Origin of the sequence: Sorangium sp. So ce381 (assembly GCF_051473845.1) — a bacterium.
GTDB lineage: Bacteria > Myxococcota_A > Polyangia > Polyangiales > Polyangiaceae > Sorangium > Sorangium atrum.
Map to the genome: position 1 here is coordinate 391,133 of NZ_CP150336.1, position 20,906 is coordinate 412,038.

Genomic DNA, 20,906 nt, shown 5'->3' on the forward strand with positions numbered 1-20,906 from the left:
TGGAGGTCCATCCCGTGGCAGACGTGCAGAAATATTTCGTGCAGTTCGACGAGGCCATCCGGTTCGATAGGGACCATGAGAAGCAGATCCTCGCGGAGAAGCGTGAGCGCATCCTCCGCAAGCTGAGCGAGGGCATCAAGCGGCAGCGCGTGGAGGGCGTGAAGATCCCGTCCTACGAGCCCTTCAACCAGGGCAGCTACGCGATGAACATCGGGGTGAAGCCCGTCGATGGCGACTTCGACATCGACGTCGGCCTGCGCTTCGATCTGTCGAAGAACGACTATTCGGATCCCGTCGTCGTCAAGGGGTGGGTCCACAAGGCGCTCGACGGTCACACCAGGAAGGTCGAAGTGCGCCGTTCATGCGTCACCGTCTTCTACCAGGAGCGCGGAGAAGACATCTACCATGTCGACCTCGCGATCTACTCGAGTGGCAAGAGGAATGCCGACGGCAAGGACTACATCGCGAAGGGCAAGCCCGGACAGAGGGCGGACGAGCGCCGCTGGGAGCCGTCGGACCCGCAGGAGCTCCACGACGTCATCCTGAGCGGGCGTACGGGGGAGCACGCGCAGCAGTTCCGCCGCGTCGTCCGCGCCCTGAAGCGCTGGAAGGAACTCCGCCTGTCGAGGTACGGCAGGAACGCCCCGAAGGGGATCGCGCTGACGGTCGCTGCCCACCACTGGTTCGAGCCGTCCGTGAAGAAGGACGTGTTCGGGAAGACCGTCGGGTACGACGATCTCGGAGCGCTGAGCGGCCTCGTCACCCGGGTGCTGAACCGGTTCGAGTCGAGCTGGAGCACGGAGGAGCAGCGATACGTCTCACGTTTGCGGATCCAGCACCCTGTTTCGCGTGATTACGACTTCTGTTCGAACATGACGAGCGCGAGCATGCTCGGCTTCAAGGACGGCTTCGGGGCGCTCCTGTCCGCGCTGACGAGGGCCCAGGAAATTTCGGATGCGCGCGCGGCCTGCCAGGCGCTCCGAGAACAGCTCGGCGACGACTTCCCGCTGCCCGAGGGGCGATAGAGCAGTTCATCAGGAGCGAACCATCATGGCGAACAACGAACTCCAGATCCTGATCCTGGTCGACCTTTACCCTGCCGTCTCGGTCGACGAGCTCCGGGACACGCTCCCGCACGAGCGCGAGGACCGCCAGACGCTGCTCTTGACGCGGTTCGGGGCCCCCCGGCTCGCGTCTCCGCCCGACGCCTCTCCGATCGACTGGCCGGCCGTGGGTCGCGCCGTGGAGAAGCTCGTGGCCGAGGTCCAGGCGATCCGAGGCGACAGGCCTACGGTCCTCTTCATCGGCGGTCGCGGCCCGCTCGCGGTGTTCGTCCACCTGGGCTATCTGCTCTCCAACTTCGGGGGAAGGCAGGTGGTGCTCAACCAGCCGCCCGGCGGGGGACGCTGGGAGCACTTCTCCATGGAAACCGCAGCCGGGGAGAGGCCGCTCCTTCTCGACGTTCTGGCCGGCTTGCCCGCGGAGGAGGTGCCGAGCTCAGGGCGAGTCGGCATCTACATCGACACCGCCGGCAGGGACACCTCCAGGGACGTCTTCCGCGACTTCATCAAGGAGGAGGGCGACCACGTGGCCAGCGTCGTCAAGCTTTGCTCCTCGACCCCTCTGCGCCTCACGCCGGAGGACGTGCCGGCGCTCGTACTGCAGCTCACCGAGTTCTTTTCGCGCGCTCCCGCCCGTTACCCGGACCGCTCGGGTCTCTCGCTCTTCATCGGCGGCCCGGTGCAGGTCGCCTTCGCCGTCGGGCGCGCCATCAACCCCAAGGTGCTCGGCAAGGACATCTGGCTCACCGAGTACCGTGCTCCGGGCTACGAGCGCGTCTACTCGCTCCCGTTCAACCCGAGGACCGAGCCGGAGATCTCGCGCGGCGCGGAGGACGTGAACGCACGCCGGGATGTGCTCGATGCCATGGCCGATGGGATCGCCGAGCTGAAGACGTATCTGGAACCAAAGCACCTGCCGGACGGCATCCTGCCGGCCTCCGAACGAGAAAAATTCATCGCTCGCCTCCAGAAGCTCGATCAGGCGAGGCAGGCGAGGGACGACGATGCGTTCGAGCTACGCGCCCTGGAAGGGCATTACACCCTCGGCGAGGGCCTGCTCGAGGCGCTCCGCGGCAGCACCGCACAACAGCAGCAAGACTTCGCGAAACTGCTGCTGCTCCACGAGCTCGTCCACGACTGGCAGACGTTGCGCAGCACCAACCACCTCGCCGTGGGCCGAGCCTGCTTCGTGCTCGAGCAGGTAGATTGCGCGGCGGACGCCTTCGCGGTTCGAGCGCTCATGAACATGGAGCTCGACATCGGCGGTCCGAGGGCGCGCGACCAAGCGCGCGCGCGGCTCCGGCACTGGCTGCGGATGGTCCTGCACGGCATCTCCTCGTTCGACATCATGGAGCACGGCAGCAAGATGGAGCAGCTCGCCGAGCGGCGCTTGCGTCGATACCTCATCTGGCACCTCCAGCTCGCGCGCGCGGCGACCGTTAGTGACGCGAGTCACGTCGACGCCATGCTGCGCTCGCCGCTCTCCGTCGAGCTGGCCCCGCTCGCGGGCCGGATCGATACGCAGCGGCATGAGAAGATGGTCACCCGCGCGTTGCCAGATACGGAGCTCTTCTGCGCGGTCGGCGGGTACCTGGTCAGGCAAGCGAGACGCCCCGGCTTCGAGCCTGGCACCCTCGTGGACGCGGTGCGGACGTATGCGCACGAGCCGATCCAGAAGGCGATGGTCTTCCTGGTTGACGAGCACCGGGCGAAGCTCGCGCCGTGGGACACATGATCGTTCGGAAGGGACGTCCGATGTCGGTGCATGCGCCGAATGCAGCACTTGGCCCTGTTCCTACGGCGCGGCCCGCCGCTTCGATGTGGTTTCGCTGTTTCGTGTTGACAGGAGAAACGTGTGATTCGTACCGTAGCCTGAGCCGGCCAGCAGCCGTGCGGCGCGAGCGCGGAGGCGGATCGGAGAGAGCATGATCCAGATCGACGTTGCCGAGAAGAAGCGAAAGGTCGCAGGCGCAATCGCATCCGCAGGCTCCCCGGCTCGGCTCGTCGGCTTCGAGGCCGTCGAGATCCAACGCTTCGTCACCGCGAGCAGTCGTCCTGTTGCCATCCACGGTGCGAGCGAGGCCATCAAGCTGTTCGACGACCTCATCAGCCGTCGCATTGAGACGGTGTTCGCCGGCGGTGGTCGTGGCGTCCTCGTCGTGCCGGAGCGGCACGCCCCCGACCACATCGAGGATCTCAAGCGTGAGTTCCGCCGCCTCACGCACGGGTCGCCGCTCGCGGTCGCCGACGTTCCGTTCGACCCTGCGGGCGAAGCGGCGTCCCTCGACTGGCTTCGTCTCAAACAGGCGACCGCGCGATACGCCTGCGATCCCGAGCAGTTCGAGCTCGATTTCTCGCGCGGAGCGTGCGCCGATTGCCATGCGCGCCCGGCCAGCCGTCGATCTGAAAAGCCTGACTCTGACAACGAGTTCGTTTGCGATCGATGCTATTCACTCATCCGTGTCGGCCGCGAGATAGAAAAGGGAGAGGCCCGCGGGCGATGGACGCTGGAGGACCTGTCGACGAACGGCAAAATCGCCGTGGTTTGCGCGGATGGCAATCACCTCGGCCTGTTCTTCCGGTCGCTTCACAGCCTCGCGGCGCTCGCGATCGGCAGCACCGCGATCTCGGACATCTTCAGGAACGCCCACCGAGAGGCGATGAAGCACGCCGGGGAGCCGCGCAACGTCGCGCTCGTCGCCGGCGGAGACGACCTCAAGGCGTTCTTGCCACCGGAGGCCGCGCTCGAGTACGTCGGCGCGCTCGTGAGCGCGGTCGAGCGCCAAGCGGCCGCCGTCGGTGGGCTCGCTGGTGCGCTCGGGGCCGAGTCGCTCGATCGCCTGCGCGGGCTCGGCGTCGGCGTCGGCCTGTTCGTCGCACCGTACCAGGTGCCGGCGTCCCGCCTCGTCGACCAGGCGCGTGATCTCGAGAAGGAGGCGAAGCGCTTCTGCCTTCGCGGCGACGCCCGGTCCGCCGTCGACTTCGCGATCGTCGCCTCGGAAGGCGGCGTCGACGAGGCGTCAAGCCGTACAAGGAAGGGCCTCCATCGGCCTGTCGCCGGCGATCGCTGGGCGCAGGTCCTCCGGAACGCGCGGGCGCTCGGCGACGTCCCCGCGGCTCAGCGCTCCGCGGCGTCCGACGCGTGGTCGCTCGACGAGGCCGAGCGAGACAACCGGTTCTACTACCAGCTCGCGCGCTCGGAGTCCTGGCAAGCTTGGTTCCGGCAATGCGGCGTGGACTGGCGGGATCGCAAGGCCGTACGGCAGCACATCCCGGACCCGGCCATGCTGGCGTTGGCCCGGTTGAGCGAGGGCAAGCGATGAGCGAGTTCGAGCTGATCTTGTCGTTTCCGAGCGGGAGCGTGTTGATCGGCGGCCACTCGCCGGCTCCCGAGGGCGTCAGCGTCGCCCATGCCCGCCTCCCAGACGGCCGGCCGGTCATCCCGGCCTCGGCCCTCCGCGGCGCGCTGCGGGAGGCGCTGGAGGCGCTGCTCCGCGCTGTGGGCGAGCCCGCTTGCGCCGGGGGCGACGGCGTGGATCCGCGCCGGCCCGGCCCGTCGGAACGAGGGCCCTGCCAGCTCGCCGGCGGAACGTCGTGCCGGGGTTGCCGCCTGTTCGGGGGTGGTCGCTCGGTGCTGCCCGAAGCCTCCAGGACCTTCTCCGCTCTCGTCCTCGGCGAGGCGGTTCCGGTCGACGAGGGCGCGATCGCCTGGCAGACGCGCCACGGCGTCGCCATCGATCGACGGCGACGCAGCGCATCCAGCAAGAGGCTCTTTCGCCGTGCCGTGCCGGAAGAAGGTCTCATGTATCGGGCCCGCGGCCGCCTCACCATCACAGATGAGCAGGTCCGCCGGGACTTCGAGGCCGCTGTGGCAGCGACCACGCACGTCGGTGCGGGCAAGAGCGGCGGGCTCGCGCGCGTGGAAATGAAGCTTCAATGGGTCTCGAGCGAGATTGTGCCGCGGCCTATGCCCCCCGCGAGTGAGATCGAGCTCTCCATCGTGCTCCGGACGCCCGCGTCGATCGGCGTCCCGCTTGCGGCGGGGAACTTCCGCGACACGCGCCTCGACATCCCCGGCTCGGCGCTCCGTGGAGCGATCGGCTTTGCCCTCGCCGAGATCCTCGACGATCCGAACGAGCCCGATTTTCAGGCCCTGGTCGCCGAAGACGAGGGCGGCGCCATCTTCGACTTTCTGTATCCGGTCGATGGCTTCGACGCCGATGGAATCGCGGGACCATGGCCGCTCACAGCTCGGCAGTGCAAGGCCGATCCGCGCCATGGTGTCGTCGATACGCTCCTCGATCGCATCGCGGTCGATACCGTTCGAACGCCCACAGAGGCGGCCCGCATTGCGGAGCACATCGTCGAGACCTGCCCGGTAGCCGGCTGCGGCCATGTCCTTCGAGCGGCGCGCGGTTCGCGGCGGGCGAGCGGGCCGCCGAGCACGCGTCTCACGACTCGGGTCGCCATGGATCGACAGCGCGGGTCCGCGCGCGACAAGATGCTCTTTTCGCACGCGCAGATTGAGCGTGGAGCGCGGTTCGTGGGACGGATTCGCAACATTCCGGAGGCATCCAGGGAGCACCTCCAACGGGCGCTCCAGCGGCCCCTGTCGGTGGGGCGCGCTCGGGCCATGGGATGGGGGGCCATCGACATTGCGCAGGTGACCACACCGGCACCCATGGCGTCCGTCGCGGAGCGAGGCGAGAGGTTCGATCGGGCGCTTGCCCGGCGCCTCGAAAAGGACCTCGGCCTCCCCGGCGACCGCGTGGGGCGCCTCATCGCCTTCACGCTGCTCTCTCCGCTGCTCCCGCCGAGCGGGGACGACGGCCGGGCGGCCCTCGGCGGCGCGCTCGGGTGTGCCGTTCGCTGGCCTGTCGTGGCGCGCCGCTTCGATATCGAGCGCGGCTGGGACCAGCGCACCGGGCCGCGCGATGTGGCCCGCGCAGTGCAGGCGGGGGCGGTGTTCGTGGCCGAGCTGGTGGATGCGTCGCACTGGCGCGAGCTTGCCACCGTGCTGGCACGGATCGAGTCTCAGGGGGTCGGAGACCGGACCCGCCAGGGGTTCGGCCGTGTCCTTTGTTTTGACCCATTCATCTATGAAGGGATCAGGCAACGTGAAGATGGATGAAGCGGCACGGACCCACCGCGAACAGGCGCAGCTTCTCCAGCAGCATCGCAAGGAGCTCGTCCTCGCGGCCGAGAGCGTCATCGAGACGCGCTTCAAACAGGGCAGGTTGATCAAGCCGAAGAAGACGCAGTTCTCGAACCTCATCGGCCTGTGCAACGAAGCCCAGTGCGCGGAGGAGCTCGCCAATTACCTCCGCTACCAGGCGGGCCGCAACGAATGGGAGGCGGACTTCACGAGGGCGGTCCTCGCCGCGGTGCAGCCGATCCTCGACAAGCTCCCGGAAGGCGTGCGGGTCGCCGCGTGGAAGCTCTACGCCACCTACATGGCGCGCGCTTACGTGTACCAGGACGCCGTCGCAGCGGGCGGGAGGGGCCATGAACGAGCCTCGCGTTGACGATTTCGACGTCCTCCGCTCCCGTGTTCGCCTGACGGGCGTGATCACGGCGCAGACGGCGCTCCACGTTGGCAGCAGCGGAGGCGGCGATGTCGGCGCCGCTGATCTGCCGGTGCAGAAGACCGTGCACGGCTACCCCTTCATCCCCGGCTCGTCGCTCAAGGGCGTCGTGCGCTCGACGCTCGAAGGGATACTGCGCGCGGCGAAGAACGAACGACTGCGAGCGTGCGATCCTCTCGGAGACGACGCCTGCGCGGCGGGCGGCGAGCGCTCCGGCCCGCTCAAGGAGCACTGCGCCGTATGCCGGCTGTTCGGTAGCCACCTGGTGGCCAGCCACGTTCGCTTCAGCGACGCGCGGATGCTCGACGAGAACGGGTCCCCTCCGGTCGAGACACGCGATGGCGTATCGATCGACCGCGACCTTCGCGTCGCCGCCGGACGGCGGAAGTATGATCTGGAGGTCGTCTCGCCCGGGACGGCGTTCTCGCTCGAGATCTTCGTCGTCAACCCAGAGCCCTGGCTCATGGGTCTCCTCGTCACCGGGCTCGATCAGATCGCCGAGGGCTTCACCGCGATCGGCGGCTTCACCTCGCGCGGTCTCGGGCGCGTGAGCATCGCGTGGAGCGCGCTCGAGCGCGTCACTGCCGCGCAGCTCCTTGCGGGCAAGAAGGTCGAGTCGCTCGACGTCGAAGCGGAGCTCGACGGTTACCGCGCGGCGCTCGCGACCCTGGCGGAAGGGGGTACGTGATGTTCAGCGAGACGGGGAACCGAGCGCTGCTGCGCATCCGCATCACGACCAGGACGCCGCTCCTGATCCGGGCCGGCGATACTGGCCTCGATCCGACGGGCTCGGACCTGAAGTGCGTGCGTACCCGGCGCGGCGATGTCGACCGCACCGTGTATGTGCCGGGCTCCAGCCTCAAGGGCGTGGTGCGGTCGGTCGCTGAGTCCAGCGTCCGCGGGCGCAAGCTGGGCGGCGTCGAGGGGGCGTGCGATCCCTTGAGCCCGACGGCCGCGTGCGGCGAGCGCGGGCGCACGCGTGCGGGCGGTCCTGACATCCACCGCGAGCACTGCCTCGCGTGCCGTGTCTTTGGCTCCCTCGCGATGAAGGGGCGCGCGGCGATCCGCGATCTGTTCCCCTGGGAAGGGCAAGGCGACGAGCTCTCGACGGCAGATCTCCGGCTGATGGCCAGCGCCAATCGGACCCAGGTCCGGTTCGGCGTCGCTATCAACCGCGTTTCGGGCGGCGTCAGCCGTGGGAAGCTCTTCGATCAGGAGGTCGTGCCCGCCGGCACGTCGTTCTGGGGCGAGATCGCGCTGGAGAATTACCAGGTCTGGCAGCTCGGTCTCCTGGCGACCGCCTTCGATGAGATCGAGGAAGGGCTTGCTCAGCTCGGGTCGAGCAAGAGCCGCGGTCTTGGCGTCGTGGGCCTCACCGTGGCGTCGATGGTTCACGAGCAAGCGGCGCACGCCGGAATGAATCCCGCTGGAATCGGCGACATCGTGCCCGAGCCGAGGCGGCGCGAGTACGGCCTCCTGCCGGAAGGCAAGCTGCCGGCGGTCGAGGGGCGCCGCCGGGGGCTCTTCGTCCGCTTCGCGGTTTCGGGCGAGCAAACGAAGGAATGGATGGAAGCCGGCCTCGACGCGCTGGGGGCGCTCGGATGAGCTACGAGTTCGTCCCCTTCCCGGACACGGGCGCGACGGTGCGGCGGGAGTCGCGCCCGTGGGCGCGCCACGATCGCCGGATGCCTGGGGCCTGGTTCGGGACGCTCCGCGTGGAGATCGCATGCCACCAGCCGATCCATGTCGGCTCCGGCTTCAAGGCCGAGCAGGGCGGCAGGGTCGTCCGCCGGACGGCGCGCGCCGGCGAACGCCTCGTCCTCCCCGGCTCCACCCTCAAAGGCGTCCTCCGTGCGCGCTTCGAGGCCATCACGCGGAGCTGCGCGTTCGAGCCGCCGAGCGACCGTGGGTTCATCATCTCTCAGAGCTACCCGGATGTGAGGCGGGGCCGGCTCACGGCCGCGGTTCGGCAGATGCCGATCTTCGACGAGCGCTGCGGTCGCGACAACCGACTCTGCGCGGCCTGCGCGCTGTTCGGCTTCCAGTACAAGGACGAGTCGCTCCAGAGCCGCGTCCGTGTCGCCGATTTCCTGGCCGACGAAGCGGCGCGCTCCGCCGTCGCGGAGATGCCGGAGCAGTACGAACCGCGGCTGCATCACCTGGGCGACTTCCGCATCGACCGGAGCGGACGGGAGCCCGAGTTCGAGGTCAGCCGGCTCTACGGCCGGAAGTTCTATGTGGGGGCCAATCCATCGACCGATGGGGCGCCGCGAAGGCAGCAGGTCGAGGTTGCACCAGCGGGGACGCGTTTCTGCGGTGCGATTCACCTCTTCAACGTCGACGCCGCCGAGCTGGGCGCGCTGCTGGTCGCGCTTGGGGTGGAGCCGAAGACCTATCTCAAGATCGGCGCTGGGAAGGGGCACGGCTTCGGTCGCGCGGCAGTCGCGACGGTGGGCTACCAGCTCCGCGATGAGCTCCGCCGCTCCCGCGAGCCGGCCATCGATGCGTGGCGGAAGGCGTTCGATGCGTCGGGTGATCGATGGGAGGGCGGCGTCGTCAAGCTCGTCGAGATCCACGAGAGGCCTTGTTGACATGAGCGGGATGCGCGAGCGGATGGCGCGCCTGGAGCGCGACGCGACGGGGATGGGCACGGCCAACCACGGGCGGTTCCTGTCCGAGGCGATGCAGGCCCTGCGGGATCCGGCGGCCGTCGGCGACGTGGACGCGGACGAGATCGAGGCGCCGCTCCGCGCGCTGCGGTTGCTCGATGCGCTCTGGGGCTCATCGTATGCGGACCGGCCGGAGCCAAAGGTGGCGCTCAACGAGATCGGCGGCTGGCTCGAGCGGCGGCTCCTGTCGACGCCTGGGCTGAAGACAGCGGAGCTGCTCGTCGAGCTCGGCTGGCTCAAGCGGCTCGCGAGGCATCACGAGGCGCTGCGCCGCGAGTCGACGGGAAGCGGCGGGCGCGCTCCGGTTGCGAGGCCGGCGACGAAGAGCTTCGGCGCGCGGATGGCCGAGGTCGAGCGCCGGAGGAGGGCGGCGCTCGCGGTGGCTCCGCGGCCGGTACCGAGCGCGGTGCCAGCGCCGGCCGCGAAGCTGCCGGAGGCTCCGGCGGCGCTGCCCGACGAGGTGGCGGTCCAGTTCGCGGAGCTCGGCAAGGCCAGGGAGGAGCGCGGGAGGGCGGCGGATCGTGTGAAGAGGGGCAAAGAGCCGAAGGATGCGCAGCTCGGTCTGACGGCCCTGGAGGGCGTCGCGAGGGGGATGCGTCTCGTGTGTTCGACGACGCGGACCGCTGGGATGGGCGAGGTGTTCGAGCGGATCCGGACGACGCCGGGAGCGCAGGATTGGGTCTGCTACGCGAGCGGGATGGAGCGACGGGCGGATGGGGTGGTGTTCGTGGGGAGGTTGTCGCTGACGCCGACGCGAAGGCACGATGCGTAGGGGCCACCGGCCGAGGTGATGGCTGCCCTCAGCGCGCTGCCGGGTCGGCGAGCCAGGCGGCGAGCGCGTCGGCGGAGAGCTCCAGCCGGACGTCGTCGAGCCGGTCGGAACCGAGGCGGTCGAGCCGTTCGGCCATCACGGGATGCTCCGCCTCGCTCAGCGGTCGCCCTAGCTTCTTCTCGAACTGCGTCGTCAGCACCCGGAGCTGGCCCTCTTGGAGGCCCTCCTTCCGCGCCTCGTCGCGGATCGATTGCTTGAGCTGCTCGAACCACTGGTGAACTTCCGTCGCGATGTCCTCCTCTTCCGCGTCTCCGGCCGCACGCGCCGAGGGCTCGACCTGGGTCTCGAAGCCCAGGCGTGCCAGCCAGGGTAGGGCGATGTCCCTCTCCCAGGCGTCGTCAGGCAGGGCGGCGAGCTCGCGGATCGCGTCGCGGCGCACGGCTCGCGCGCCGAGCAGGCGCAGGACCAGGGTGTCGCGGGTGCGCGGCAGCTCCGAGATGACCACGATCTCGACTCGCCAACCTGGCGCAGAGCGGTAGAGGCCGGGGCGCCCTGGTACCGGCTCGAAGCCGAACGCGTCGAGCACGGCGGTGGGTCGGTCGCTGCTGAGGACGCACAGCCGCGGTACGGGTACGGTGGCACCGGCGCGGCGCTTGAGCTCCTGGTGCCGGTGGAGCTGCCTGCGAACGCAGTCGCGCAGCTCGTCCGGGCCAGGGGGGTCGTGAAAAGGTTCGAACTGGCAGGGCTCCGCCGCGAGCGCGCCGAGCAGGCCGAGCTCGGCGCGCAAGGCGGCGCGGGCGGGATCGGGTACGTACCAGACGTTCATGGTCCAGGAAGCCGCGATGACCTGGCCGCGATGACCTCGACCTGGGTGTCGGCGGCGCCGACGCGGGTGAGGGTATCGCGAAGGACGTTCTTGCCGAAGGCGTCGAATCTGCTGCGCATCGATGCGGGGCGAGGATGGGATCTGTCGAGCGTGTCAGCAAGCCAATTGCGGCGCGTGGCGTGCTGTTTTTGCGAAGCGAGGGAGAGGGGCACCGCGTATGGGGAGGAGCGGGAGCAGCGGTATTACGTGTGCCGTATCGATGTCGTGCTGCAATCGCGTTGCGAGCGCGGCGCTGCGCATCTGGCGCTGTGCATCTGGTGCCGCGTCCGGGGACGCGCGAATCGACGGATGGAGGTGGGGGGAGCGAGGCAGGGGGAGAGGGCGTGGGCGCGGTGTGCCCGCGCCGCGCCGCGCCGCTCAGCGCCCCTTGCGCTTGGCGTTCGCGACGGGGGCGCCGGTCTTGGCGTTCGCAACGGGGGCGCCGGTCTTGGCCTTCGCGACGGGGGCGCCGGTGAGGAACGCGCCGGTCTCGGCCTGCGGCTCGGCGGCGTCGTTTTCGCTGTCGTCGTCGGTCTCCTCGTCGGCGGCCTCGCTGGCCGGAGCGGCCTTGGAGGAGCTGGCGCGGCGGAAGCCGAGCTCGCGGAGGAGCCTTCGGTCCTTGATGGCGGTCTGGACGATGGTGCTCCACTCCAGGTACCAGTCCCAGAGCTGCTGCTCGGCCGTGTCGAAGTCCTCGTCGGCGGCGGAGGCGGGCGGGATCTCGGCGGTGGGCTCCAGCTTTCCTGCGCGGGCGAGGAGCTCTTTTGCCTCGTCGACGACGGCCTTGGTCAGGCCGCGCTTGGTGAGCATCTTGCGCGCATCGTCGCCCTGGGCGTCGGGGCCGCCCTTTTCCTTGGACCTGGCGAGTTTCTCCCAGCGTTCGACGAAGGTGCCGACGGAGACGAGGACGGCGGCGCCCTCGGTCTGGGCGAGGTTGCGGAAGACGAAGGCGTACGCTTGCGGAGTGTGGCGCTTGAGGGTGGCTGACGCGATGGGGAACCACTTGTTTTCCCAGGCATCGAGCTCGTTGATCAAGCCGGTGTCGGCGGCGGCGGCGGTGGCGACGAAGCCGAGGCGGGTGCGGGTGACGCGCTGGAGCAGGCGCCATCCCTCGGCGAGATCGTCATCGGAGAAGCCGTGGGCGACGAGCGCCGCGGCGACCTTGTTCTTGCGGAGCCCCATGAGCAACAGGAGCACTCGTTCGGCCTTCTGACCTATCGTGAGCTTGGCCATGATTCACCTCCCAGCGCACGGAGGTAATCAGGAGATGGATGGCTGTCGATGCGTGGAGTGCGTCCGTAACGTGCTCTGCGCGCTCGCCGGGCGGGGGGCACCGGCACGGACGGGCGGGCGCTGAGGGTGGCGGACGGCGGCCCCGGCTTGGCGCGGGCGAGCCCCGGAGCGGCGGGCGCGAGCCCCGGGTCGGCGGGCGCGAGCCCCGGGTCGGCGGGCGCGAGCCCCAGGTCGGCGAGCGGCGTCCCTAGCTCGGAAGGTGAGCGCCCCGCGGGGGGCCAGGCCGGCGCGCTGGGGGATGAGTCGGGCGATGTGGGGGGCGAGCCGGTGGACGCGGGGATGACGTGGCGCAAGGCGGGGGATGAGCCCGGCGCGCCGGGGGCGGCGGCGCCGGACGCGGGGCGGCGAACCGCGGAGGCGGGGGACGCGGCGGCAGGGCGTCCGGAAGGACGGAAGGGTGGGGCGAGGGGAGGAGGAGGCGTGGTAGAAGAGGGCGAGTGCACCGGCTGCGAGCGGTGGGGTGGCGCGAAAACCCCGGGGGGCGCTCGCAAGGCCGCCAGGTGTTTGAAAAGACGATGGATTTCAAGATGGCTGGGCGCTCGCGGAGCGGTCTCCGGCAGCCGGAACGGGGGGCGAGACGGGAACCTCTCGCAAACCCGTTTGCAAGTACGCGAAATGTCAGGTAGGCCTGGGAGGTCGCTCTCCGCCGCTGAAAGGCGGCGGCCCCATTGAAGCGCTGCGCTGAACGCGCGGCAGCGCGTGAGCGTGCGCCTCTCCGCCGCTGAAAGGCGGCGGCCCCATTGAAGCTCGATCGGGAGGCAGACCGGGGCGATGAAGCCTCGGACCTCTCCGCCGCTGAAAGGCGGCGGCCCCATTGAAGCAGGATGTCGGCCGGCGCCTCGAGCCCCGCCACGCGCTCTCTCCGCCGCTGAAAGGCGGCGGCCCCATTGAAGCACCTTCGTCGCGTCGAGCGCGGCGCGCGCGAGCCCAAGCTCTCCGCCGCTGAAAGGCGGCGGCCCCATTGAAGCCATCACACGTGAACTCCTTTCGATGCAGTGAGGCAGTGCCTCTCCGCCGCTGAAAGGCGGCGGCCCCATTGAAGCAGCGCGGTCGCTGGGTCGGTACAGAGATACATCGCCCTCTCCGCCGCTGAAAGGCGGCGGCCCCATTGAAGCAAGTCGAAGCCGGGCGGGAGCACGAGGGTCGAGTTCGCTCTCCGCCGCTGAAAGGCGGCGGCCCCATTGAAGCCGAGCCGCGTAGAGAGCGCTTGCCCCGCGCGCCCGAGACTCTCCGCCGCTGAAAGGCGGCGGCCCCATTGAAGCGGCGCGCAGCCGAGGCGCTTCGCCGCGTGCGAGTAGCTCTCCGCCGCTGAAAGGCGGCGGCCCCATTGAAGCATATGCAGGAGCTCCGCGAGTTCCTTCGGCGTGAGCACCTCTCCGCCGCTGAAAGGCGGCGGCCCCATTGAAGCATCGGGAACGAGTTGGCGGTAGCGGCGTCGTTGTCCGCCTCTCCGCCGCTGAAAGGCGGCGGCCCCATTGAAGCGCATCCTGCATCTCCTGCTGGAGGACGCTATGCTGGTGCTCTCCGCCGCTGAAAGGCGGCGGCCCCATTGAAGCGAGACGACATAGTATCTGTACCCTGCCAAAGCCGCCTCTCCGCCGCTGAAAGGCGGCGGCCCCATTGAAGCCCGCCGATCATGAGCGTGCAGTTCCGCAGCGCGTCCCTCTCCGCCGCTGAAAGGCGGCGGCCCCATTGAAGCCACCCGGACAACATGCCGGAGGAGTTCGATGACACCTCTCCGCCGCTGAAAGGCGGCGGCCCCATTGAAGCCGATCGACGCCATCGGCGAGGCTCACGCGCTCGCCAGCTCTCCGCCGCTGAAAGGCGGCGGCCCCATTGAAGCTCCCAGACGGTGTATCGCGGGCCGCCGCGAAGCTTCTCTCTCCGCCGCTGAAAGGCGGCGGCCCCATTGAAGCCCCGAGTGCGGCGGCGCCGGCCTGCGCCTTGGCGACACTCTCCGCCGCTGAAAGGCGGCGGCCCCATTGAAGCAGGTCGCTCAGGTCGTCGGCGGTCAGCGCGTTGTGCATCTCTCCGCCGCTGAAAGGCGGCGGCCCCATTGAAGCTCGGCGGTGCCATCGTCGGACAGCACCCGGAGGTAAGCTCTCCGCCGCTGAAAGGCGGCGGCCCCATTGAAGCGAATACCTGCCTGTCCCGGAAGGCGTGCGAGGGCTTGCTCTCCGCCGCTGAAAGGCGGCGGCCCCATTGAAGCTTTATCGCATCGGGTCGCAGGAGATCGGCGCCATCACCGACTCTCCGCCGCTGAAAGGCGGCGGCCCCATTGAAGCCCCGAGGGGCGGAGCAGCGAGAGGGGCGGGGAGGGGCTCTCCGCCGCTGAAAGGCGGCGGCCCCATTGAAGCCAGGTTCCAGCCCCACTCGATGAACTCGCACTCGACCTCTCCGCCGCTGAAAGGCGGCGGCCCCATTGAAGCTCCGTGAGCACCGCGCCCCCGGGGTACCACTCGATCGCCTCTCCGCCGCTGAAAGGCGGCGGCCCCATTGAAGCTGCCAGTTCCGCCGACCGCCGGACCCGACACAGGGCGAGCTCTCCGCCGCTGAAAGGCGGCGGCCCCATTGAAGCAGCAGGTGCTTCCGGATGTCCGAGCCCGCCTCGTCCCACTCTCCGCCGCTGAAAGGCGGCGGCCCCATTGAAGCTCGATCAGCTTCTGGGCCCCCTGCTGCCCCTTGCTCCCCTCTCTCCGCCGCTGAAAGGCGGCGGCCCCATTGAAGCGTGAGGAGATCCACCGCCTGATACTGCGGCTCGAGCGCCTCTCCGCCGCTGAAAGGCGGCGGCCCCATTGAAGCCCCCGAATCCGGAAGCGCCGGAGTCTCTCCAGAACCTCCTCTCCGCCGCTGAAAGGCGGCGGCCCCATTGAAGCGTCGCCACTACAACGTGCGCTTCGACGTCGCCGGTGCTCTCCGCCGCTGAAAGGCGGCGGCCCCATTGAAGCGTGCGGCTGCCCTTCTTTCCCTTGGCGCCGCTGCCCTCTCCGCCGCTGAAAGGCGGCGGCCCCATTGAAGCGCCTCACCCGGGTAGTTGCCCTCCCGAGGGATGTTCTCTCCGCCGCTGAAAGGCGGCGGCCCCATTGAAGCGACTCCGTCGCGCGCGCCGCGAGCAGAGCTGTCTCGCTCTCCGCCGCTGAAATGCGGCGGCCCCATTGAAGCAAGTGACCCACGTCACGACACGGCGTCACGACGCCTCTCTCCGCCGCTGAAAGGCGGCGGCCCCATTGAAGCGCAGCAGCGGGCGGCACGCGCTGGGCGAGGGCGGCGATCTCTCCGCCGCTGAAAGGCGGCGGCCCCATTGAAGCGGCGCCGCCGGTTTCGCGCTCGGCTTCAGCGCCGTCTCTCCGCCGCTGAAATGCGGCGGCCCCATTGAAGCTTTGTTGGGTCGCCGTCTCTATGGCATCCCTCCATGCCTCTCCGCCGCTGAAATGCGGCGGCCCCATTGAAGCGGCGAGAGTCCCGGCGTGACCGTGAAGACCAAGCGTACCTCTCCGCCGCCGAAAGGCGGCGGCCCCATTGAAGCAGCATCAAGTGGGGCGAGACGATGCCGCCGAGGCCTATCGACTCTCCGCCGCTGAAAGGCGGCGGCCCCATTGAAGCGACTACGTGGGCGTGGACGGGCGCCCGGTGATCTTCCTCTCCGCCGCTGAAAGGCGGCGGCCCCATTGAAGCTAGCGTTTCGCCCGCCGGTGCTCCGGTCGATGCACGCTCTCCGCCGCTGAAAGGCGGCGGCCCCATTGAAGCTATCGCGAGGTGTGCGTGATATTGACCAGTACCGTAGCTCTCCGCCGCTGAAAGGCGGCGGCCCCATTGAAGCGGCGGCGATGGCGCAGAGGTTGGCGGTCTGCGCGTTCACCCTCTCCGCCGCTGAAAGGCGGCGGCCCCATTGAAGCTCCGTGGAACTCACGTGTATCCTTTCGTCCCGCGCGGCCTCTCCGCCGCTGAGGGGCGGCGGCCCCATTGAAGCTGGAACCGCTCCATGAACTTGTGGGCGGACTCCCGGACTCTCCGCCGCTGAAAGGCGGCGGCCCCATTGAAGCACGACGAACTCGCCGATGCACAGGTTGAACTCCTGCTCTCCGCCGCTGAAAGGCGGCGGCCCCATTGAAGCCAGTGGTCCTCGATGATGACGGCGAGTCCGCGCGCCTCTCTCCGCCGCTAAAGGCGGCGGCCCCATTGAAGCAGGGTGGAGGGAGCTTCCGCCTGCTCGGGATGCGAGCTCTCCGCGGCTGAAAGGCGGCGGCCCCATTGAAGCCGACCTCGGTCCAGTGCGAGAGCGGCAGCACCCGATCTCTCCGCCGCTGAAAGGCGGCGGCCCCATTGAAGCGTCTGCTTCTTCGCCGCCCCCATGCGTCACCCCACGCTCTCCGCCGCTGAAAGGCGGCGGCCCCATTGAAGCATGGTCAGCCCTGTCGAACCCAGCACGGTCGCCGCCTCTCTCCGCCGCTGAAAGGCGGCGGCCCCATTGAAGCTCGTCGGCGATACCCCATCGCTTTGCCGCGAGGTGCACTCTCCGCCGCTGAAAGGCGGCGGCCCCATTGAAGCGAAGGCGCGATCGTGGCTCGCGTCTCGTTCGGGCGCTCTCCGCCGCTGAAAGGCGGCGGCCCCATTGAAGCAGGCGCAGCGGCTGCCGGCCGTGCTCCTTGGTGATGACTCTCCGCCGCTGAAAGGCGGCGGCCCATTGAAGCGAACTGCGGCACGGGGCGCACCTGCGCTTCGGGGGCTCTCCGCCGCTGAAAGGCGGCGGCCCCATTGAAGCCAGGGACCGCTACTGCGCGAGAGAAAGGTACTTGGGTCTCTCCGCCGCTGAAAGGCGGCGGCCCCATTGAAGCGGGAAGCGGTCGCGCAGCACGGTGGGGATGTGGAGCGGGCTCTCCGCCGCTGAAAGGCGGCGGCCCCATTGAAGCTGGGCGATCTGGGACTGGCCGCTCTGCAACGCCTGCAAGACTCTCCGCCGCTGAAAGGCGGCGGCCCCATTGAAGCAGCGCGTCGCAAGGCGGTAAGCCCGGCGCCGTCAGCTCTCCGCCGTTGAAAGGCGGCGGCCCCATTGAAGCGCGGCGGTCGTCGGGACCGCGTAGATCGCGTCGTTCACCTCTCCGCCGCTGAAAGGCGGCGGCCCCATTGAAGCACCCGGCGGCACGCGCGCCACGAGAGCGTCCCGCACCTCTCCGCCGCTGAAAGGCGGCGGCCCCATTGAAGCCGTCCCGCTCACGTTCGAGTGATACGCCGCGTTCAGGCCCTCTCCGCTGCTGAAAGGCGGCGGCCCCATTGAAGCTAGGCGGTGCTCCGCGCGATGCTCACGCTGCGTCCCGCTCTCCGCCGCTGAAAGGCGGCGGCCCCATTGAAGCGTCGCGTCGATGGCGTTGACCACGAACGTTCCCGCACCCTCTCCGCCGCTGAAAGGCGGCGGCCCCATTGAAGCACGAACTCGACCACCGCGGCCCGGACGTTCTCGACCACTCTCCGCCGCTGAAAGGCGGCGGACCCATTGAAGCAGGCCATGCCCCAAGTCTTGACGCGCTCCCCAGACGGTCTCTCCGCCGCTGAAAGGCGGCGGCCCCATTGAAGCTTGCTCCTGCCCCGGCGCGGGCGGCGAGGCCGGCGGCGGCTCTCCGCCGCTGAAAGGCGGCGGCCCCATTGAAGCAACGCGCTGCGTGGCGGGGAGAAGGCCATCGCCGCGAGCTCTCCGCCGCTGAAATGCGGCGGCCCCATTGAAGCGCTGAGCCCTCCAGACGGCAGCGTTCGCGATCTCCTCTCTCCGCCGCTGAAATGCGGCGGCCCCATTGAAGCTTGTAAAGTTGCGCAACACCTTGGTGGCGCTGCATGAGTGCTCTCCGCCGCTGAAATGCGGCGGCCCCATTGAAGCGCGATGCTCGCCGACACCTTGGGGTGCGTGAGCTTCGCGGCTCTCCGCCGCTGAAAGGCGGCGGCCCCATTGAAGCGAGCTCTTCCTCGCCCTCGAGGTAGTCCTCATCGCCCTCTCCGCCGCTGAAAGGCGGCGGCCCCATTGAAGCCTCGAATTGCCGTTCTTTCGTCCCATGTCATGCCTCTCTCCGCCGCTGAAAGGCGGCGGCCCCATTGAAGCGCAGGACAGCGCGTCAGCGTGACGCGAAACGTCGTGGTTCTCTCCGCCGCTGAAAGGCGGCGGCCCCATTGAAGCTCCGAAGGCAGCGCGGCGTCGGTGCCGCGCAGGATCTCTCCGCCGCTGAAAGGCGGCGGCCCCATTGAAGCGTGTCGCTCACCACGACCGTGGCCGGGCCCCACGGCTCTCCGCCGCTGAAAGGCGGCGGCCCCATTGAAGCGGCAAGGAGGACGGCGGTCCCGGCGCGAAGCTCTTCGCGCTCTCCGCCGCTGAAATGCGGCGGCCCCATTGAAGCATCTGGAACGCGACGTCGAAGCGGAGCACCGCGATCCTCTCCGCCGCTGAAAGGCGGCGGCCCCATTGAAGCCCCACGCTCAACGAGCCCGCGCGCTCCGTCCTGCCGCCCATCTCTCCGCCGCTGAAAGGCGGCGGCCCCATTGAAGCGGGAGAGAAGGATACGGGAAAGCCAAATCCCATGAAACTCTCCGCCGCTGAAAGGCGGCGGCCCCATTGAAGCCTTGACGTGGGATGCGCGAGCGCGCACGGTTGACGCTCTCCGCCGCTGAAAGGCGGCGGCCCCATTGAAGCGGCTTCGTGATCTCCTGGGAAACGTTCTGGTCCATCTCTCTCTCCGCCGCTGAAAGGCGGCGGCCCCATTGAAGCACGTTGCTAGCGCGCGACCCGTTGGCGGCGGAGCTCTTCTCCGCCGCTGAAAGGCGGCGGCCTCATTGAAGCCGGGCGGCCATCTCTGCGGCCGGTTTGATGCCGCGAGCTCTCCGCCGCTGAAAGGCGGCGGCCCCATTGAAGCCGGCTCGCGGCCGCGCAGCGGCGGACGAGCATGCGGCGCCTCTCTCCGCCGCTGAAAGGCGGCGGCCCCATTGAAGCGACCGCCACCGTGACGCCCAAGATATCGCAGGAGTGGCCTCTCCGCCGCTGAAAGGCGGCGGCCCCATTGAAGCCAAGAGCTATGCAGAGCAGGCCGTCAAACTCGAGGCTTACTCTCCGCCGCTGAAAGGCGGCGGCCCCATTGAAGCGCCACGGGCCCCGCGGCGAAGCCCGCCAGCGTCGCCTCTCCGCCGCTGACAGGCGGCGGCCCCATTGAGGCATCAGGATCGCCGGAATCCCTCCCGGGTTCCGCTTCTCTCCGCCGCTGAAAGGCGGCGGCCCCATTGAAGCAGCGTCATGAGGCCGGCCGCCCCGGCGCCGAACAGCTTCATCTCTCCGCCGCTGAAAGGCGGCGGCCCCATTGAAGCGGCATTGGGAAGCCGGATTTTTTGATGAAGTCCGCGACGTCTCTCCGCCGCTGAAAGGCGGCGGCCCCATTGAAGCATGAGCCAGAGCGTCGCGGCGACCGGGATCAGCTTGCCTCTCCGCCGCTGAAAGGCGGCGGCCCCATTGAAGCGCGCGCGCCGGAGCGGCGAGCCAGATCCGCACGTTGGGGCTCTCCGCCGCTGAAAGGCGGCGGCCCCATTGAAGCGCCTGCGTCAGCGCGGTCTCGCGTGCCGCGACGGCCGCGCTTCGCCGCTGAAAGGCGGCGGCCCCATTGAAGCTAGATGAGCGCGGAGCTCGCTCCGTTGACGATTACGCTCTCCGCCGCTGAAAGGCGGCGGCCCCATTGAAGCCGCGATCCGGTGTCGGGCAAGGTCTATCGCGGCCGGCTCTCCGCCGCTGAAAGGCGGCGGCCCCATTGAAGCAAGAGCGCGCGATCGTCGTCCGTTGTCGGGATCGTGACTCTCCGCCGCTGAAAGGCGGCGGCCCCATTGAAGCCCGAATTGCCACACGACGAAAGCGCCCGCTGCAATCGCCTCTCCGCCGCTGAAAGGCGGCGGCCCCATTGAAGCTTCGCCCTCGGCGTCCCTTGCTGCGCCGGCGCCGACCTCTCCGCCGCTGAAAGTCGGCGGCCCCATTGAAGCCTGTACCGCTTGTCGTCCTTGTCCCCGCTGTCGAAGCTCTCCGCCGCTGAAAGGCGGCGGCCCCATTGAAGCAGCGTTCAGTCTCCGGGTTCAGGCCAGATGAATGTAAGGTTCTCTCCGCCGCTGAAAGGCGGCGGCCTCATTGAAGGGACGCGAGCACGTGCACGCCGCGCGCGGCGAGGCGCTCTCCGCCGCTGAAAGGCGGCGGCCCCATTGAAGCCACGTGATGTGGACCCACAACTGGCCGCGGGTGATCGAGCTCTCCGCCGCTGAAAGGCGGCGGCCCCATTGAAGACGGCATCCAGGTCGAGACGCAGCGTTTCCATGAATAGGATCACGACACTTCAGGCGAACCCTGGTGTGACAGGGCGCCGACGGTGGCACGCTCGGAGCTCCACGAGGGCACCCGCGGGCCTGCTGGTGGCGACGTGGACAGCCGCGCGGCGCCCCAGGAGCACGACGCCGAGACCTCGCTCGCGGAGCTCGCCGGCGAGGGTCACGAGCTCAGCGGCCTCCGCCTCGACCCCGCGGCCGGTCCGCAGGCCGTGGCGCCACGCACCCCCAAGCACACCTCTCCGGTTCCGCGACTGTCCGCGCATTGAGGACGGACAACCTGGCGCTCGGGGCGCGATCCACGGCCGAGCAATGTCCTAGCGCTTTGGT

At 69.2% G+C, this 20,906-nt stretch carries 12 protein-coding genes and 2 CRISPR repeat arrays; of the genes, 10 read left to right on the forward strand and 2 right to left on the reverse strand.

Features of this window, described 5'->3' with window-relative positions:
• The first annotated feature begins 14 nt into the window (after positions 1-14).
• The 9 genes from WMF29_RS01485 to WMF29_RS01525 all read left to right on the forward strand — a co-directional run bounded on the left by WMF29_RS01485 (position 15) and on the right by WMF29_RS01525 (position 10,087).
• Positions 15-1,025, forward strand: a complete 1,011-nt coding sequence (locus tag WMF29_RS01485; protein WP_437327128.1) for a cyclic GMP-AMP synthase DncV-like nucleotidyltransferase — start codon at positions 15-17, stop codon at positions 1,023-1,025.
• A 25-nt stretch (positions 1,026-1,050) separates the two neighbouring features.
• The gene (locus WMF29_RS01490) at positions 1,051-2,796 is read left to right on the forward strand and encodes a hypothetical protein (protein WP_437327129.1); all 1,746 of its coding nucleotides are present in this window, start codon (positions 1,051-1,053) and stop codon (positions 2,794-2,796) included.
• A 190-nt stretch (positions 2,797-2,986) separates the two neighbouring features.
• Positions 2,987-4,384 (forward strand): Cas10/Cmr2 second palm domain-containing protein, encoded by a 1,398-nt coding sequence (locus WMF29_RS01495; RefSeq protein WP_437327130.1) that lies wholly within the window; start codon positions 2,987-2,989, stop codon positions 4,382-4,384.
• The gene (locus WMF29_RS01500; RefSeq protein ID WP_437331071.1) at positions 4,381-6,192 is read left to right on the forward strand and encodes an RAMP superfamily CRISPR-associated protein; all 1,812 of its coding nucleotides are present in this window, start codon (positions 4,381-4,383) and stop codon (positions 6,190-6,192) included. The genes WMF29_RS01495 and WMF29_RS01500 overlap by 4 nt, the downstream gene beginning before the upstream one ends.
• On the forward strand, positions 6,179-6,586 hold the full coding sequence (locus WMF29_RS01505) for a hypothetical protein (protein ID WP_437327131.1): 408 nt from the start codon (positions 6,179-6,181) through the stop codon (positions 6,584-6,586). Before WMF29_RS01500 ends, WMF29_RS01505 begins: the two co-directional genes overlap by 14 nt.
• Positions 6,567-7,334, forward strand: coding sequence for a type III CRISPR-associated RAMP protein Csx7 (gene csx7 / locus WMF29_RS01510; protein WP_437327132.1), 768 nt, complete (start codon positions 6,567-6,569; stop codon positions 7,332-7,334). The genes WMF29_RS01505 and csx7 (WMF29_RS01510) overlap by 20 nt, the downstream gene beginning before the upstream one ends.
• Positions 7,334-8,251: a type III CRISPR-associated RAMP protein Csx7 gene (csx7, locus tag WMF29_RS01515; RefSeq protein ID WP_437327133.1), complete on the forward strand. Its 918-nt coding sequence runs from the start codon at positions 7,334-7,336 to the stop codon at positions 8,249-8,251. The genes csx7 (WMF29_RS01510) and csx7 (WMF29_RS01515) overlap by 1 nt, the downstream gene beginning before the upstream one ends.
• Positions 8,248-9,237: an RAMP superfamily CRISPR-associated protein gene (locus WMF29_RS01520; protein ID WP_437327134.1), complete on the forward strand. Its 990-nt coding sequence runs from the start codon at positions 8,248-8,250 to the stop codon at positions 9,235-9,237. The genes csx7 (WMF29_RS01515) and WMF29_RS01520 overlap by 4 nt, the downstream gene beginning before the upstream one ends.
• Before the next feature lies 1 nt (position 9,238).
• On the forward strand, positions 9,239-10,087 hold the full coding sequence (locus tag WMF29_RS01525) for a hypothetical protein (RefSeq protein WP_437327135.1): 849 nt from the start codon (positions 9,239-9,241) through the stop codon (positions 10,085-10,087).
• 28 nt (positions 10,088-10,115) lie between these two features.
• Here WMF29_RS01525 and WMF29_RS01530 read toward each other — a convergent pair whose 3' ends face one another.
• Positions 10,116-10,913 carry a hypothetical protein gene (locus WMF29_RS01530; protein WP_437327136.1) on the reverse strand — a complete coding sequence of 266 codons (798 nt, stop codon included), beginning with the start codon at positions 10,911-10,913 and terminating at the stop codon, positions 10,116-10,118.
• Positions 10,914-11,330: 417 nt separating this feature from the next.
• Positions 11,331-12,185: a hypothetical protein gene (locus WMF29_RS01535; protein WP_437327137.1), complete on the reverse strand. Its 855-nt coding sequence runs from the start codon at positions 12,183-12,185 to the stop codon at positions 11,331-11,333.
• A 699-nt stretch (positions 12,186-12,884) separates the two neighbouring features.
• A CRISPR array of direct repeats spans positions 12,885-16,360; the repeat unit is 36 nt; unit sequence CTCTCCGCCGCTGAAAGGCGGCGGCCCCATTGAAGC.
• 107 nt (positions 16,361-16,467) lie between these two features.
• A CRISPR array of direct repeats spans positions 16,468-20,538; the repeat unit is 36 nt; unit sequence CTCTCCGCCGCTGAAAGGCGGCGGCCCCATTGAAGC.
• Positions 20,539-20,620: 82 nt separating this feature from the next.
• Between WMF29_RS01535 and WMF29_RS01540 the strand changes: the two genes are divergently transcribed.
• Positions 20,621-20,845 (forward strand): hypothetical protein, encoded by a 225-nt coding sequence (locus WMF29_RS01540; protein ID WP_437327138.1) that lies wholly within the window; start codon positions 20,621-20,623, stop codon positions 20,843-20,845.
• The last annotated feature ends 61 nt before the right edge of the window (positions 20,846-20,906 follow it).

Coding starts and splice junctions, on each gene's coding strand:
- WMF29_RS01490 (WP_437327129.1), top strand. CDS start 1,051: ATGGCGAACAACGAACTCCAGATCCTGATCCTGGTCGACCTTTACCCT.
- WMF29_RS01495 (WP_437327130.1), top strand. CDS start 2,987: ATGATCCAGATCGACGTTGCCGAGAAGAAGCGAAAGGTCGCAGGCGCA.
- WMF29_RS01500 (WP_437331071.1), top strand. CDS start 4,381: ATGAGCGAGTTCGAGCTGATCTTGTCGTTTCCGAGCGGGAGCGTGTTG.
- csx7 (WP_437327132.1), top strand. CDS start 6,567: ATGAACGAGCCTCGCGTTGACGATTTCGACGTCCTCCGCTCCCGTGTT.
- csx7 (WP_437327133.1), top strand. CDS start 7,334: ATGTTCAGCGAGACGGGGAACCGAGCGCTGCTGCGCATCCGCATCACG.
- WMF29_RS01520 (WP_437327134.1), top strand. CDS start 8,248: ATGAGCTACGAGTTCGTCCCCTTCCCGGACACGGGCGCGACGGTGCGG.
- WMF29_RS01525 (WP_437327135.1), top strand. CDS start 9,239: ATGAGCGGGATGCGCGAGCGGATGGCGCGCCTGGAGCGCGACGCGACG.
- WMF29_RS01530 (WP_437327136.1), bottom strand. CDS start 10,913: ATGAACGTCTGGTACGTACCCGATCCCGCCCGCGCCGCCTTGCGCGCC.
- WMF29_RS01535 (WP_437327137.1), bottom strand. CDS start 12,185: ATGGCCAAGCTCACGATAGGTCAGAAGGCCGAACGAGTGCTCCTGTTG.